Raw genomic sequence first — 13782 nt, forward strand, 5'->3', positions numbered from 1 at the left:
GTGGGATGCGCACACCCCGACCGGTGCCGGTCGATACAGTTCGCTGCAGTGAGCTGTACCGACAGAGGATGTGGGATGAGCGAGGACACGACAACGAACGTGCACGTGGCGATCGCCGAGCTCGCTCGGCGTCTGCACGCGGCGGACGATCGGCCGGCGGAGGCGGTTCTCGGCGACGTCGTCGGTGGGGCCATCGACCACGTGCCCGGGGCCGAGGCCGCGAGCATCTCCATCACGCACGGGCGCCACGCGCTGACCACGGAGTTCTCCACCGATCCGCTGGCGACGCGGCACAACGAGATCCAGACCGCGCACGGTGAGGGCCCTTGCCTGGCCGCGGCGTGGGACGAGGCCGTGGTCCGCATCGACGACCTCTGGGAGGACGACCGCTGGCCCGGCTACGCCGCCGACGCCCGCAACGCGGTGCCGTTCCGGTCCATTCTGTCGTTCCGGCTCTACACCGCCGACGAGAAGTTGGGGACGCTCACGCTGTACTCCCGCACCCCCGACAACTTCGGCACCGACGTGGAGGAGATCGGCCTGGTGTACGCGGCCCACGTCGCCAACGCGTGGATGGCGCGGGAGCGCAAGAGCCAGTTCACCAGCGCGCTGGCCAGTCGCGACATCATCGGCCAGGCCAAGGGCATGATCATGGAGCGCTTCGGCATCGACGCCGTGCAGGCGTTCGAACTGCTGCGTCGACTGTCCCAGGACGGCAACGTCAAACTCGCCGAGCTCGCCCGCCAACTGGTCGAGACCGATCATCCCGCCCGTGAGGAGTCGTCCCGCTCCTGAGTGGCGATGCCCCGCAGAGCGGTCAACGCGGCGACACAGTGGGCTACCTCGTCGTCGATCACGACGCGATCGGTGCGATCGGGATCCGACCACTGCAGGGCCCGGTCCTCCACGTAGGCCGTCCAGGCGTGGATCAGCGGGATCTCGGCATCGGGTGCGCCGATCGACTCGGCGATCTGTCGCGCGAAGGTGAGTCGCAGGCTCACCACGCGGTCTCCGCCGAGGGCGACCGAGGCCGTGCCGTAGACCAGCGCGAGGTAGAAGTCGCGGCGGCGCTGGATCTGTTCGAGGAACCGTCGCACGAACTGCGTCGGTGCCTCGTCGGCGGTGGCGCCAGAATCGGGCGCGGTGTTGCGGAGAACACGACGGGTGGCGGCCTCGATGACGGCGTCGTAGTACGCGCTCTTGCTGGGGAAGTAGTGGAACAGCAGTCCGCGTGAGATTCCCGCCTCGGCCGCGACCGCGTCGATCGACAGTTCGTGGATCGGTCGTTCGACGAGCATGCGGAGACCCAGCCCGAGCAGTTGACGGCGGCGGTCCTCGGGGGACATCCGGCTCCGTGGAGGTGTCGACACGCTATTGAGCATCGCTCAACAACTCGCTACTGTGCAACCCATGGACCTCAGCCACTCACCACGGGCCACCGATCTCCGCGATCGTGTCCGCTCTTTCATCGAGACCCACATCGAGCCCGTGGAGCACGATCATCACCGCGAGATCGCCCGTCTCCGCAACGGTCGTGGCGACCCGTGGCAGCCCCTGCCGCTGATGGGCGAGTTGCAGACGAAGGCGCGCGCCGAGGGATTGTGGAACCTCTTCCTGCCCGCCGGCCACGAGATGCACTACGCGGAGAAGTACGGCACCGACGGCGGCGTGGGACTGAGCAACATCGACTACGCGCCGGTCGCCGAGGCCATGGGTCGGTCGTCCCTCGCCCCGCAGGTGTTCAACTGCAACGCCCCCGACACCGGCAACATGGAGGTGTTGCTGCGCTACGGCACCGATGCGCAGCGCGAGGAGTGGCTCGACCCGTTGCTCGAAGGCCGGATCCGCAGCGCCTTCTGCATGACCGAGCCCGATGTCGCCTCGAGCGACGCCACGAACATGGAACTCACCGCCATTGCCGACGGCGAGGACATCATCCTCAACGGCCGCAAGTGGTGGTCGACCGGCGTGGGCAGCCCGGAATGCGAGATCCTCATCGTCATGGGTCTCACTGCGCCCGACGCCGATCGACACCACCGGCACTCGATGGTGCTGGTGCCGCGCAACACACCGGGCGTCGAGGTGGCGCGGATGCTGCCGACGATGGGCTTCTTCGACGAGCCCGGCGGCCACGGTGAGGTCACCTTCACCGACGTCCGTGTGCCCCGGGAGAACTTCATCTCCGGTCCGGGGCAGGCGTTCGAGATCGCCCAGGGACGCCTCGGTCCCGGGCGCGTGCACCACGCGATGCGGGTCGTCGGTCTCGCCGAGAAGGCGTTGGAACTGGCGTGTCGTCGGGGCAGCGAGCGGCTCGCCTTCGGAAAACCGATCGTGAACCTCGGTGGCAACCGCGAGCGGATCGCCCAGGCGCGCATCGCGATCAACTCCACTCGTCTGCTCATCCTCGATGCCGCACACAAACTCGACACCGGCGGTCCGTCGAACGCACTGAGCGAGGTCGCCCAGATCAAGGTTGCCGCGCCGCGGATGGCGCAGGAGGTCATCGACTTCGCGATACAGATGCACGGCGGCGCAGGCCTGTCCGACGACTTTCCTCTTGCCGCGGCATGGACGAACGCCCGTGCCCTGCGGCTCGCCGACGGTCCCGACGAGGTGCACCTCGGCATGGTCGCCCGCATCGAGCTGGGTTCGTACGGGGTGAAGCGATGAGCCGGCGCGTCATCGTCACCGGAGGCGCCTCCGGGCTGGGTGCAGCCCTGGTGGAGAGCTTCGCCGCCCGCGGCGATCGGGTCCTCGTCACCGACCTCGCCGAGGAGTACTCGGGTCCGGAGGGCACCACCTATCGGCGTCTCGACGTGGTCGACGCCGACGACTGGGCCGACGCCCGCGATCACGTGATGGCCACCTGGGGCGGTGTCGACATCGTCGTGAACAACGCCGGGATCGCCGCGGGCGGGCGTATCGACGTGGTGACCCTCGAGGAGTGGCGCCGCATCATCGACATCAACCTGCTCGGCGTGGTCCGCGGGTGCCAGACCTTCGTCCCCGTGCTCAAGGACCAGGCCCACAGGGATGCAGCCCAGAAGGGTTCGCCTGCAGGCCAGATCGTCAACATCGCGTCGATGGCGGGTCTCGTGCACCCGCCGGCGATGGCCTCGTACAACGTGGTGAAGGCGGGGGTGGTCGCGCTCAGCGAGACCTTGTCGTTCGAACTCGAGCCGTGGGGGATCACCACCTCGGTGGTGTGCCCGTCGTTCTTCCGCACCAACCTGTCGTCGTCGCTGTCGGGCAGTGACGGCATGCTCGACCAGATCGCGGCCCGCCTCATCGATCGCTCCGACACCGGTGCCGACGAGGTGGCCGATGCGGTGATCGCCGGCGTCGACGCCCGACGACCGGTGATCCTCACCGACCGCGCGGGTCGGAAAGCGTTCTTCGCGAAGCGATTCGCGCGCCCGCTCTTCACTCGCCAGATGCTGGGCATGTCCCGACGCATCCACAGCGCCACCGCATCGGCACCCGCCGCTGCCGAGAAGGGGGAGAAGACACCGTGAGCTCGTCGATGACCACGCTCATCACCGGCGCCAGTTCGGGTCTCGGTGCGGAGATGGCCCGCCAGTTCGCCGCGCTCGGCCACGATCTCGCGCTGTGCGCGCGTCGCACCGACCGGCTCGAGGACCTGCGCACGGAGATCCTCGCCGCCCACCCGGGCCGTCGGATCGAGATCGCCGCACTGGATGTCACCGACGACGAGGCGGTGTTCACCGTGTTCGGTGACCTCGCCGAGCGGCTCGGCGGCATCGATCGTGTGATCGTCAACGCCGGATCGGGATCGGGGGCGGCACTGGGCACGGGCAAGCAGCACGCGAACCGTCGCACCGCGATGACCAACTTCGTCGGTGCGCTTTCCCAGACCGAGGCCGCCCTCGAGCTGTTCCGCGCGCAGGGGCACGGACATCTGGTGATGATCTCGTCGGTGTCTGCCCTTCGCGGGATGCGCAAGGCGATGACCACCTACGCCGCGACCAAAGCGGGTGTCGCGGCCATCGCCGAGGGCGTGCGGTCGGAGAACATCCGCGGCGTCGACGTGTCGGTGATCTACCCCGGCTACATCCGCTCGGAGATGAACGACCACGTGGAGCAGGAGACGAAGCTGATGGTCGACACCGAGACCGGCGTGAAGGCCATGGTGTCGGCCATCGAGAAGCGGTCCCACAAGGCGTATGTCCCGACGTGGCCGTGGCTACCGGTGTCGATGGCCCTGAAGGTGCTCCCGCTGTCGGTGGTGCGCCGGATGGTGTGACCCCCCTTTGAGGGACTCCCGGACACCCTCGGCTCTGACGAGACCGAGCACCCGGCGCACCGTCACCGTCGGCAGGCTGCGAAAGCGGGCGTCGGGCAGTCGCTCTCGTGTCACGGCACCGTTGACCGCCGGTGGAAGCAGATGGTCCCTCTCGGCCCAGCAAGGGTGATGAGGCAGGACATCGTCGTCATCGGGGACACCTGCTCGGTTGCGGTCAACAGGTCGCCGGCCGCGGGTCAGTCGACGAGATCACGCATGGCGGAGACGGCTTCACCGTGGGTCATCCGATCTGTGTGCGCGGCGATGTCGCGCACGGCTCCCGAGATTCCCACCCCGTGCAGCAGGACAATCGGCGGTTTCTCGGCGGACATCAGTACCTAACTGTCGGGCCCGCCCGTCGCATCGACCAGCTCGATGCGGACCGGCACGTTCTTGTGCCATGGGTTCCCGAAGAACTTGTCGCGCCGGGTGACCGTGGTCAAGGTGTTGAGCGGCACCCCGACCACGGTGTCGCCGTTCTCGCCCGGGTACGTCACGCCCATGCCGTTGGGCAGCGACACATGTCCGGGCTGCATCATCTCGCTGATCTCCACAGTGGTCGTGGCACTACCGCTCTCCGTGGTCAAACGCACGAGGCCGCCGTCGTCGACAGCGAGCCCGGCCGCGTCCTGCGGGTTCATGCGCAGTGCGCCGCCCTTGTCGCGTCGTCGCCATTCGGGGTCCCGGATGATCACGTTGGCCGTGAACGCTCGCCGTTCTCCTGCCGACAGGATGAACGGGAACTCGGCGCTCGTGTAGCAGGGCTCCTCGGTGTCGAGCAGACGGATCTCCTCGATGAGCTCCGGGATCGCGAGGTGAAACTTCCTGTCCTCGTGGCGGATGTAGTCCCACGCGTCGGAGTATCTGTCCTCGGTGAACACCACGCCTTGCGGGCGGTCGCGGATCGCCTCGAACAGCTGATCGCCCTGTCCGTTGCCGTCGTCGGTGAAACCTGCACGCCGCGCGGCGTCGGGTTGGGCGATGGTCGCGAGCTGCGCGAAACTCCAGATCAGCGACTGCGCTTCGTCGCCGGGCGCCAACGTCGCACCCAGGGTGCGGTAGACGATGTAGGGCAGCAGCCCGGCGAGCTCGGGCTTCTGTTCGATGGTCGCGAACAGGGCCAGGCCGAATGCCGACCGCCCCACCCGAGCTGCCGCCGTGAGCGATTCGATGATCGTGGGGTCCACAAGGTGCAGCCGGTCGATCACCGCGGCGTAGATCTCGGGCTCCGGCCGCGTGCCCGGCATCGGCGGCATCAGCGGCCGACGCATCTGGAACGTGTTGTGCGGGAAATGCAGAGTGAACAGTGATGCCTCGTACTTCTCGAACTGGCTCGCGGCGGGCAGCACATAATCGGCCGCCTGGGCGGTCTCGGTCAGTGCGACGTCGACGACGACGGTGAGATCGAGGCTGCGCATGGCCCGGCGAAAGCGGTCCGAACCCGCCAGCGAGTGCAGCGGATTCGACGACTCGATCCACATAGCGCGAAAGCGATCGGGGTGATCGGTGAGGATCTCGTCGGCAATGGAATTGCCCGGGATCAGTCCGGCGATGATGCGGGCGCCGGTGACCGGGGTGAATCCCTCCTGCTCGATGTTTCCCGCGAGGCGGGCGATCGGATCGGCCGCGGCCACCGACACCGACGCGAAGAACATCCTCTGTGTCGTCCGTGCGATGCTCTCGGCGAGCCGTCCCGAGGTCGACTCGCCGTCGAGGCGGGACAGGACGGCGCGCATCGCGGCGGCACCGTGTCGCATCGATTGCAATCCGACGGCGCGCCGCACCCGGAAGAACGGCACCGGCTTCTTCCGCTCAATCGGGAACCACGGCCCGGCGAGCGGGAAGATCCACGAATGCATGTGCATCCCGCCCGGTTTGGCGAAGCTGCCGGTCAGCACCCACAGCATCTTCTGCAGGTACGAGCAGACGGTGCTGTTCGGTGATTGTTGAATGCCCAGGTCCTCGTAGGTCGCAACACTCGTCGCGCGTCCGATGCGTCGCGCGGCCGCGCGGATGTCCTCTTCGGGCACGCCGCACCGTCGCGCGTAGTCGGAGATGTCGATGCCGCGGAACAGTTCGAGTACCTCCTCGACGCCGACCGCGTGGGTGTCCAGCCACTCCGAGGCGATCAGGTTCTCCTGTACGAGGGTGGCGTCGAGTGCACCGAGGCACCACACGTCGGTGCCGGGTTTGATCTGGAGGTGATGGTCGGCCATGGCGGCCGTCTCACTCCTGCGTGGATCGATGACGATGATCGAGCGCTCGGGGTCGCGGGCGATCTCCTTGAGCGTCGGCCGCGCGCGGGCCATGCCGTGCGACTGCCACGGGTTCTTGCCGATGAACACCGCGACCTCGGAATGTTCGAAGTCGCCCGACGTGTGGCCGCCGTACAGGTGCATGTCGACGTAGGCCTCGCTGGTCTTCTCCTGGGCCAGTGCATTCGACATGTACTTGCCGCCCACCGCGTTGAACAGTGCGCGGCCGTATCCCCCGCCCAGGTGGTTGCCCTGGCCACCACCGCCGTAGAAGAAGATCCGCTCGCCGCCGTGGGTGTCGCGTACCGCGGCGAGACGCTCGGCGATCTCGTCGAGGGCCGTGTCCCAGCTGATCTCCTCGAAGGTGCCGTCCGGGCGGCGGCGCAGTGGGCTGTCGATGCGATGCGCACCGTTCTGGTAGCGATCCAGACGGAGCGGCTTCTCGCAGCTGTAGCCCTGCGAGTTGGGATGGTCCTTGTCGCCGCGGATCTTCGTCAGCGCCCTGCCCTTGAGCATGACCTCGATACCGCAATTGCATTCGCACAGAATGCATGCGGTCTTCTGCCACTCGGCCGGCTGAGTGTTCTCGGCCATGTCGGACCTCCCTTGTAATGTGTAAGCTATATTACATATTCAGCAACAGGAATCGTGCCGGTCCGGGCACGGTGTGCGCCTGCACAGTGGTTCCGCGAAACCGTGTGCGCCGCCCCATGTTCGTGTCGTGCACCATCGATTGAACTGGGGAGTCATGAGCGAGCAACGCCCGCGGACGACCGGTGACGTCACCGTCCTGGTGGTCGCGATGGTGTCGCCGATCGCCTACCTGCTGATGCTCGGACTCGGATGGGTCCTGCTGGCCCAGTGGGTCCCGCCGGTGTCGCCGGCGTTGAGTACCCGGGCGTACGCCGACGAGTTCCTCGATCACCGTTCTCAGATCATGGGTGCTGCTGTCGTGCTGATGATCTCGACGATGACGATCATGCCGTTCATGGGGTACCTGACGACGGCGGTACGTCGGATCGAAGGGCGTTCGGGACTGCTGGCGATGGTGATGGTGATCAGTTCCACGGCGTTCATCACGCTCAACTTTCTCACCGGCGCCGCCTTCGCCCTGGCGGTCTTCCGCCCCGATCGGGATCCGGGTCTTGTCCAGTTCGCCGGGGATGCAGGATATTTCCTGTTTCTCGGCGGCACGCCGACGTTCTTGTTGATCTTCGCGGTCCTCGCCTACGCCGGTCTCGTCGTCCAGGGGCGCAACACCGTGATACTGCCGCGATGGCTCGGCTGGGGCTGCGCTTTGACGCTGATGCTGTTCCTCCCCGAGATCATGCTGTTCTTCTTCCGGTCGGGTCCCTTCGCGTACGACGGCCTCTTCGGGTTCTGGATACCGACTGCCATCTTCATCGCCGACATGCTGGGGATCACGGTGGCGATCTGGCAGGTGGAGTTCGGTTTTCGTGGGCTCCCGTTCGTCCGGAGATTCGCGTGAGCGCCCCACGATCACGCCCGGCGAACCGGATTCCCGGTGAGCTCGAGTTCTGGTTGCTGATCTTCGGCGAGCTCGCCGTGTTCCTCGTCCTCTTCGGTGCGTTCGAATGGGTGGCCATCGGCCACCGGGAGCAGTTCGCCACGGGGCACGATCAGGTGAACGTGTGGATCGGTGCGGCGAACACCATCGCGCTGCTGAGCGGCTCTTACGCCGTGGCCACCGGCCTGGCGCAGGTTCGGGAGGGCAGGCACGACGGCGCGCGTCGGTGCTACGCCGCGGCGATCGCGTGCGGCCTCGCCTTCGTGGTCCTCAAGGCGGTCGAGTATTCGACACACCTGATTCACCGGGACCAACTCGCGAACCCCTTCTTCACCTGGTATTTCGCGCTCACCGCGATCCATCTGGTCCATGTGCTGGTGGGATTGGTCGCGGTGGCATACGCCCACCGACTGTCCGCGACAGGTCGCCTGCGAGTCGCACCCGCCGAAGGCGTGGGCGTCTACTGGCACATGGTCGACGCGGTGTGGATCGTCATCTTCTACCTGGTGTACGTCGCGTGACGCCGCCCCCGGACACGCGGTCGTTGCGGGTCGTGTGGATCGTCGCCGTGGTGCTCACCCTCATCGCGGCGATCGAGACCTCCGCGGTCACCGGACGTCCGCTGATCGTCGGTGTGGCACTGATCGTCGTGACCCTGGTCAAGATCGCGCTGGTGATGGCCGAGTACATGGAGATTCGTCATGCGCCGGTGTGGCTCAGGGCGGGCGCCATGACATGGATCGTGGCGACGGCAGTGGTCCTTCTGTCGTCGGTGGTGTGGACATGATCCCCCTGGGTATCCCGGTACCGCGGGATCTGTCGGCCGGCAGGCCGGACGTCGGCGGACTCGTCGACCGATTCGGTCGCGTCGCCACCGACCTGCGTGTGTCGGTCACCGATCGGTGCAACCTGCGGTGCACGTACTGCATGCCCGCCGAGGGTCTCGACTGGATGCCCGAGGACGAACTGCTCTCGACGGCAGAGATGAGTCGACTGATCGGTATCGCCGTGGCCCACCTGGGCATCGAAGAGATCCGCTTCACCGGCGGTGAACCCCTCCTGTTCCACGGACTCGAAGAGCTCATCGGTGGTGCCGCCGAACTCCTTCCACGACCCCAGATCTCCCTCACCACCAACGCGATCGGGCTGGAGCGTCGGGCGAAGGCGCTCGCCGCGGCCGGCCTCGACCGGGTGAACATCTCACTCGACACTGTCGACCGCGCCACGTTCGCGTCGATGACGCGCCGTGACCGATTGCCCGCGGTGTTGGCGGGGATCGACGCGTGCCACGCGGCCGGCATCGGCCCCATCAAGGTCAACGCGGTGCTGATGCGCGGCGTCAACGACGGCGGCGCGTGCGATCTGTTGCGTTACTGCATCGGCCACGACATCGAACTCCGGTTCATCGAGCAGATGCCCATCGACTCCGACAACGCCTGGGCCGCACAGGAGATGATGACCGCCGAGGAGATCCTCGCGGCTCTGCGGTCGGAGTTCACGTTACGTCCTGCATCGGAGCCGCGGGGTTCGGCACCCGCAGAGCTGTGGACCGTGGACGACAGCCGTCACCGGGTCGGTGTCATCGCGTCGGTCACCCGACCGTTCTGCGGAGACTGTGATCGTGTACGTCTCACCGCCGACGGCAGCGTCCGCAGCTGTCTGTTCGGCGCCGAGGAGTTCGACCTACGTGGTTTGCTGCGCTCGGCGGACCCCGAGGACGCGGTCGACCTCGCCATCGCGCAGAGATGGCGAGAGGCCCTGTGGCGCAAACAACCCGGACACGGGATCAACGATCCCGGGTTCCTGCACCCCACCAGGCCCATGAGTGCAATAGGAGGCTGACATGGATGTCACGCTGGAAATCCGCTATTTCGCGGCCGCGAAGGCTGCTGCCGGGGCGGCATCCGAGCACCGCGTGTGTTCGCCGACCGATCAGGTCTCGGACGTGCTGCGGTCGCTCGAGAACTCCCACCCTGCACTGGTGTCGGTGCTCCCACGGTGCTCGGTGCTCCTCGATGCCGTGGCGGTCACCACCGACCGACAGGTGGGATCGGCGGCGACGCTCGACGTCCTGCCGCCGTTCGCCGGCGGATAGCGCAGGGGGCCGGGCGCGGGCGCTCAGGCGCAGTTGACCCATTCCGACGAGCCATCGGCGAAGTGCTGCGACTTCCAGACGGGTAGTTCGGCCTTGACCGTCTCGACGGCGTCGAAGCAGGCCGCGAAGGCGGCGCCCCGATGCGCGGATGCGACCACCGCCACGAATGCGACGTCCCCGATCGCGAGGCGGCCGGTTCGATGGGCCACAGCCACCACGCATTCCGGATGGGCTGCGGCGCATCTCGCGGCGAGACGTGCGATGACGTCCGAGGCGCTCGGGTGTGCCACGTATTCGAGATCGATGACCGCTCGCGCGTGGTCATGGTCGCGGACCACGCCCTCGAAGCAGAACACGGCGCCGAATCCCGGCTGACGGACCATCGCCGTGAGGTGGGCGGTCGACAGCGGAGCGTCGGTGACCAGAGCATGAGCCACCCGCGAGGTGGTGTCGTGCAGGGTCATCTCGGGATCCCTCCCTCCACGGTGACAGTGACCAGGTCGCCGGCGGCGAGGCGGGTGCGGTCGGCGTCGAGGAACGCGAAGCAGTTCGCACCGATCACCGCGGCTAGGCCTTTGCCGCCTACGGCCAGATCGACCACCGGTATCGATCGGGGTGGCGTCAGGACGACGGAACCGAGCGAGAAACGCACCGTTCCCGGCCGGGCGGCGATCGTCTGACCGAGCTGCGCGTCCACTGTGTGCCGACCGTCCCCGGTGTACCCCATCGCCGACCGCAGGGCGGGGCGGACGAAGGCCTCGAACGAGGCGAGCGCGGCCAACGGATTGCCGGGCAGGGTCACCACAGCAGCTCCGCCGAACCTGCCCGCACCCTGCGGGCGACCCGGTCGCATGTTCACGGTGCACAGATCGACCCCGCGGGTCCGCAGCGTCGACTTCACGACGTCGTGATCACCGAAACCAATTCCTCCCGAGGTGATCACGACGTCGGCGACCGCACTCGCTCGTGTCATGGCGTCGAGGAATGCCTGCGGATTGTCGGACACCATCGCCGTGTGGACGACCGTTGCTCCACAGCTGATCACGGCCTGGGTCAGCATGATCGCGTTCGACGCGTACACCTCACCGGTCCGGAGTTCGCGGTGAGGGTCACCCGAACACTGTTCCGTCAGCTCCGATCCCGTCGACAGGATGGCGACCCGCACCGGCGCCACGACGTCCACGGTGGTCATACCGACCGCCGCGAACAGGCCCACCAGACCCGGTGTCACAGTGGTGCCGCGTCGAGCGATCACGTCGCCACTGCGCACCTCCTCGCCCGCCAGTCGGACGTTGTGACCGCTGGGGATGTGGCCGGACACGTCGATCCGATCACCGTGGCGCGTCACGTGTTCCTGTGCGACAACGGCATCCACACCATCGGGTACAGGCGCGCCGGTCATGATGCGCAGCGCCGAACCCGCGGTGAGACGTCGATGCTCGCCGGCTTCGGCGTTGATCTGGCCCACCAGCTCCAGAACTCGTGTGCCGTCGACCGCCGAGACGCGGTCGGTTGCCGTGATGGCGTAGCCGTCGACGGCCGAGTTGTCGAAGCGGGGGAGAAGGGTGGGAGCGGTGGTGGTGGCCGCCACCACCGCCCCACGTGATTGCGACAGCGGAACGGTGATCGTCGCTGCCGAGCCCATGTGATCGGCCACCGCGGACGCATGCTCGGCCACCGTTCTGGTGGTCGACGTACTCACGCCGACGGCACCTCCCTGCGAGGAAGCCGTGCGATCGCGTCGACGTCGTTCGGGTAGGGGCCCACCTTGGCGGCCCCTCCGGGGGAACCGATCTCGTCGAAGAAGTCGGCGTTGGCCGAGGTGAACGGCGCCCACTCGTCGGGTACGTCCTCCTCGTAGAAGATGGCCTCCACCGGGCAGACCGGTTCGCACGCACCGCAGTCGACGCACTCGTCGGGATGGATGTACAGCATCCGAGGAGCCTCGTAGATGCAGTCGACCGGACATTCTTCGACACAGGCGCGGTCGAGGACATCGACACACGGGGCCGCGATCACGTAGGTCATGGGGCCACCGTCGTGTGTGCACGGCGCACAATGCGCCTATGTGTCTCCGGTGCAACGATTTTCAATCGCCTGTGACTTCTTCGCATGCCCAGACTATGGCACACGCCAGAACGCATAATCAATCGACGCCACCCCGTCACGTATGTAATATGACGGGATGCATAATGAGGTTATGGATGCGCGTCCGTTGCGAGTCGCCATCGTCGGCGCCGGACCCGCCGGGATCTATGCGGCCGACGCGCTGATGAAATCGGACACCGCCGGTGAACGAGGCGTGTCGATCGATCTGTTCGAGCGGATGCCGGCGCCGTTCGGTTTGATCCGGTACGGGGTGGCGCCGGATCATCCGCGGATCAAGGGCATCATCACCGCCCTGCACAAGGTCCTCGACAAACCACAGGTCCGACTGCTGGGCAACGTCGACTACGGCACCGACATCACCCTCGACGACCTGCGCAGCTTCTATGACGCGGTGATCTTTTCCACCGGCGCCACCGACGACCGGGTGATGGACATCCCCGGGGTCGACCTCGACGGAAGCTACGGTGCCGCGCAGTTCGTGGCTTGGTACGACGGGCATCCCGACTTCTCGCGCACCTGGCCGCTGGAGGCGGAGAAGGTCGCCGTCATCGGCGTCGGGAACGTCGCGTTGGATGTCGCGCGGGTGCTCGCGAAGACCGGTGACGAGCTGCTGCCGACGGAGATCCCGCCGAACGTCTACGAGGGATTGAAGGCCAACAAAGCGATCGAGGTCCACGTGTTCGGGCGTCGTGGTCCGGCGCAGGCGAAGTTCACCCCGCTCGAGCTCAAGGAGCTCGACCACTCGCCGAACATCGAGGTCATCGTCGACCCCGAGGACATCGACTACGACGAAGGCTCCGCCGTCGCCCGGCGCGGGTCGAAGATCACCGACCAGGTCGCCACGATCATCGAGAACTACGCCATCCGCGAGCCCGGCGACCGGCCGCACAAGCTGTTCCTGCACTTCTTCGAGTCGCCGGTCGAGATTCTCGGTTCCGACGGCAAGGTCGTCGGATTGCGCACCGAGCGCACGCAGTTGGACGGGACCGGCAACGTGACACCGACCGGCAAGTACACCGACTGGGAGATCGGGGCGGTCTACCGCGCGGTGGGATACCTGTCCGACAACCTGCCGGCGATCCCGTTCGACGAGCAGGCCGGGGTCATCCCCAACGAGTCGGGACGCATCTTCGACGAGGGCACCCACCTCACCGGGCTGTACACCACCGGGTGGGTCAAGCGTGGTCCCATCGGATTGATCGGCCACACCAAGGGCGACGCCAACGAGACCGTCGAATGCATCCTCGACGACATGAAGGCCGGGTCGCTCAACGACCCGTCGAGCCCCGCCGAGGCGTCGGTGGTCGAACTGCTCGAGAGCCGGTCGGTGCCGTTCACGACCTGGGATGGCTGGTACCGACTCGACGAGCACGAGCGCAAGCTCGGTGAGGCCGAGGGCCGTGAACGCATCAAGGTCGTCGAGCGCGAGGACATGCTCGCCGCCGCCGAACCCGACAAGGTGCTCGCCGCACCCCGCCCATGACCGACACCC

16 protein-coding genes are annotated in these 13782 nt (G+C 67.0%); 10 read left to right on the top strand and 6 right to left on the bottom strand.

The window, feature by feature from the left end:
* The first annotated feature begins 75 nt into the window (after positions 1–75).
* Positions 76–795 (top strand): GAF and ANTAR domain-containing protein, encoded by a 720-nt coding sequence (locus tag ASG12_RS06605; protein ID WP_055786583.1) that lies wholly within the window; start codon positions 76–78, stop codon positions 793–795.
* On the opposite strand, the gene ASG12_RS06610 is transcribed toward ASG12_RS06605, so the two are convergent.
* Positions 762–1346 carry a TetR/AcrR family transcriptional regulator gene (locus tag ASG12_RS06610; protein ID WP_055786586.1) on the bottom strand — a complete coding sequence of 195 codons (585 nt, stop codon included), beginning with the start codon at positions 1344–1346 and terminating at the stop codon, positions 762–764. The two genes, ASG12_RS06605 and ASG12_RS06610, sit on opposite strands and share 34 nt — an antisense overlap.
* A gap of 64 nt (positions 1347–1410) precedes the next feature.
* Between ASG12_RS06610 and ASG12_RS06615 the strand changes: the two genes are divergently transcribed.
* The 3 genes from ASG12_RS06615 to ASG12_RS06625 are packed head-to-tail and all read left to right on the top strand — an operon-like array spanning position 1411 to position 4264.
* Positions 1411–2670, top strand: coding sequence for an acyl-CoA dehydrogenase family protein (locus tag ASG12_RS06615; protein ID WP_055787842.1), 1260 nt, complete (start codon positions 1411–1413; stop codon positions 2668–2670).
* Entirely contained in the window at positions 2667–3515 is an 849-nt protein-coding gene (locus ASG12_RS06620) for an SDR family NAD(P)-dependent oxidoreductase (protein ID WP_055786589.1), read from the top strand. The genes ASG12_RS06615 and ASG12_RS06620 overlap by 4 nt, the downstream gene beginning before the upstream one ends.
* Positions 3516–3523: 8 nt before the next feature.
* Entirely contained in the window at positions 3524–4264 is a 741-nt protein-coding gene (locus tag ASG12_RS06625; protein WP_055787844.1) for an SDR family oxidoreductase, read from the top strand.
* A 236-nt stretch (positions 4265–4500) separates the two neighbouring features.
* Here the strand turns inward: ASG12_RS06625 and ASG12_RS22220 are convergent, their stop codons facing one another.
* Together ASG12_RS22220 and ASG12_RS06630 are read right to left on the bottom strand one after the other, a co-directional pair.
* Complete coding sequence (locus ASG12_RS22220) at positions 4501–4635, bottom strand: hypothetical protein (RefSeq protein ID WP_268810426.1); 135 nt, start codon at positions 4633–4635, stop codon at positions 4501–4503.
* A 6-nt stretch (positions 4636–4641) separates the two neighbouring features.
* Positions 4642–7152 (bottom strand): molybdopterin-dependent oxidoreductase, encoded by a 2511-nt coding sequence (locus ASG12_RS06630; protein WP_055786592.1) that lies wholly within the window; start codon positions 7150–7152, stop codon positions 4642–4644.
* A 154-nt stretch (positions 7153–7306) separates the two neighbouring features.
* Between ASG12_RS06630 and ASG12_RS21870 the strand changes: the two genes are divergently transcribed.
* The 5 genes from ASG12_RS21870 to ASG12_RS06655 are packed head-to-tail and all read left to right on the top strand — an operon-like array spanning position 7307 to position 10181.
* On the top strand, positions 7307–8047 hold the full coding sequence (locus ASG12_RS21870; protein WP_055786593.1) for a hypothetical protein: 741 nt from the start codon (positions 7307–7309) through the stop codon (positions 8045–8047).
* Positions 8044–8607, top strand: coding sequence for a cytochrome c oxidase subunit 3 (locus ASG12_RS21875; RefSeq protein WP_055786595.1), 564 nt, complete (start codon positions 8044–8046; stop codon positions 8605–8607). The genes ASG12_RS21870 and ASG12_RS21875 overlap by 4 nt, the downstream gene beginning before the upstream one ends.
* Complete coding sequence (locus tag ASG12_RS21880) at positions 8604–8873, top strand: cytochrome C oxidase subunit IV family protein (RefSeq protein WP_055786598.1); 270 nt, start codon at positions 8604–8606, stop codon at positions 8871–8873. Before ASG12_RS21875 ends, ASG12_RS21880 begins: the two co-directional genes overlap by 4 nt.
* Positions 8864–9928 carry a GTP 3',8-cyclase MoaA gene (moaA, locus tag ASG12_RS06650; RefSeq protein WP_055786601.1) on the top strand — a complete coding sequence of 355 codons (1065 nt, stop codon included), beginning with the start codon at positions 8864–8866 and terminating at the stop codon, positions 9926–9928. The genes ASG12_RS21880 and moaA overlap by 10 nt, the downstream gene beginning before the upstream one ends.
* Position 9929: 1 nt before the next feature.
* Positions 9930–10181, top strand: coding sequence for a MoaD/ThiS family protein (locus tag ASG12_RS06655; protein ID WP_055786602.1), 252 nt, complete (start codon positions 9930–9932; stop codon positions 10179–10181).
* A 23-nt stretch (positions 10182–10204) separates the two neighbouring features.
* On the opposite strand, the gene ASG12_RS06660 is transcribed toward ASG12_RS06655, so the two are convergent.
* Genes ASG12_RS06660 through fdxA form a run of 3 tightly spaced genes read right to left on the bottom strand, consistent with a single transcriptional unit; the run spans position 10205 to position 12209 of the window.
* Positions 10205–10645 (bottom strand): molybdenum cofactor biosynthesis protein MoaE, encoded by a 441-nt coding sequence (locus ASG12_RS06660; protein ID WP_055786605.1) that lies wholly within the window; start codon positions 10643–10645, stop codon positions 10205–10207.
* Positions 10642–11883 (bottom strand): molybdopterin molybdotransferase MoeA, encoded by a 1242-nt coding sequence (locus ASG12_RS06665; RefSeq protein ID WP_156377943.1) that lies wholly within the window; start codon positions 11881–11883, stop codon positions 10642–10644. The genes ASG12_RS06660 and ASG12_RS06665 overlap by 4 nt, the downstream gene beginning before the upstream one ends.
* Positions 11880–12209 carry a ferredoxin gene (gene fdxA, locus ASG12_RS06670; RefSeq protein WP_055786609.1) on the bottom strand — a complete coding sequence of 110 codons (330 nt, stop codon included), beginning with the start codon at positions 12207–12209 and terminating at the stop codon, positions 11880–11882. Before fdxA ends, ASG12_RS06665 begins: the two co-directional genes overlap by 4 nt.
* A gap of 157 nt (positions 12210–12366) precedes the next feature.
* On the opposite strand from fdxA, the gene ASG12_RS06675 reads away from it, so the two are divergent.
* Positions 12367–13773, top strand: coding sequence for an FAD-dependent oxidoreductase (locus ASG12_RS06675; protein WP_055786611.1), 1407 nt, complete (start codon positions 12367–12369; stop codon positions 13771–13773).
* Positions 13774–13782 lie beyond the last annotated feature (9 nt).

This window comes from Williamsia sp. Leaf354, assembly GCF_001424365.1.
In the GTDB taxonomy this organism is placed as follows: domain Bacteria; phylum Actinomycetota; class Actinomycetes; order Mycobacteriales; family Mycobacteriaceae; genus Williamsia_A.

What these genes read in the sequence shown, in the direction of transcription:
- ASG12_RS06655 (WP_055786602.1), top strand. Translation starts at nt 9,930, where the DNA reads ATGGATGTCACGCTGGAAATCCGCTATTTCGCGGCCGCGAAGGCTGCT.
- ASG12_RS06620 (WP_055786589.1), top strand. Translation starts at nt 2,667, where the DNA reads ATGAGCCGGCGCGTCATCGTCACCGGAGGCGCCTCCGGGCTGGGTGCA.
- ASG12_RS06660 (WP_055786605.1), bottom strand. Translation starts at nt 10,645, where the DNA reads ATGACCCTGCACGACACCACCTCGCGGGTGGCTCATGCTCTGGTCACC.
- ASG12_RS06675 (WP_055786611.1), top strand. Translation starts at nt 12,367, where the DNA reads ATGCATAATGAGGTTATGGATGCGCGTCCGTTGCGAGTCGCCATCGTC.
- ASG12_RS06630 (WP_055786592.1), bottom strand. Translation starts at nt 7,152, where the DNA reads ATGGCCGAGAACACTCAGCCGGCCGAGTGGCAGAAGACCGCATGCATT.
- ASG12_RS21870 (WP_055786593.1), top strand. Translation starts at nt 7,307, where the DNA reads ATGAGCGAGCAACGCCCGCGGACGACCGGTGACGTCACCGTCCTGGTG.
- ASG12_RS22220 (WP_268810426.1), bottom strand. Translation starts at nt 4,635, where the DNA reads ATGTCCGCCGAGAAACCGCCGATTGTCCTGCTGCACGGGGTGGGAATC.
- ASG12_RS06605 (WP_055786583.1), top strand. Translation starts at nt 76, where the DNA reads ATGAGCGAGGACACGACAACGAACGTGCACGTGGCGATCGCCGAGCTC.
- ASG12_RS06610 (WP_055786586.1), bottom strand. Translation starts at nt 1,346, where the DNA reads ATGTCCCCCGAGGACCGCCGCCGTCAACTGCTCGGGCTGGGTCTCCGC.
- fdxA (WP_055786609.1), bottom strand. Translation starts at nt 12,209, where the DNA reads ATGACCTACGTGATCGCGGCCCCGTGTGTCGATGTCCTCGACCGCGCC.
- ASG12_RS06625 (WP_055787844.1), top strand. Translation starts at nt 3,524, where the DNA reads ATGACCACGCTCATCACCGGCGCCAGTTCGGGTCTCGGTGCGGAGATG.
- ASG12_RS06615 (WP_055787842.1), top strand. Translation starts at nt 1,411, where the DNA reads ATGGACCTCAGCCACTCACCACGGGCCACCGATCTCCGCGATCGTGTC.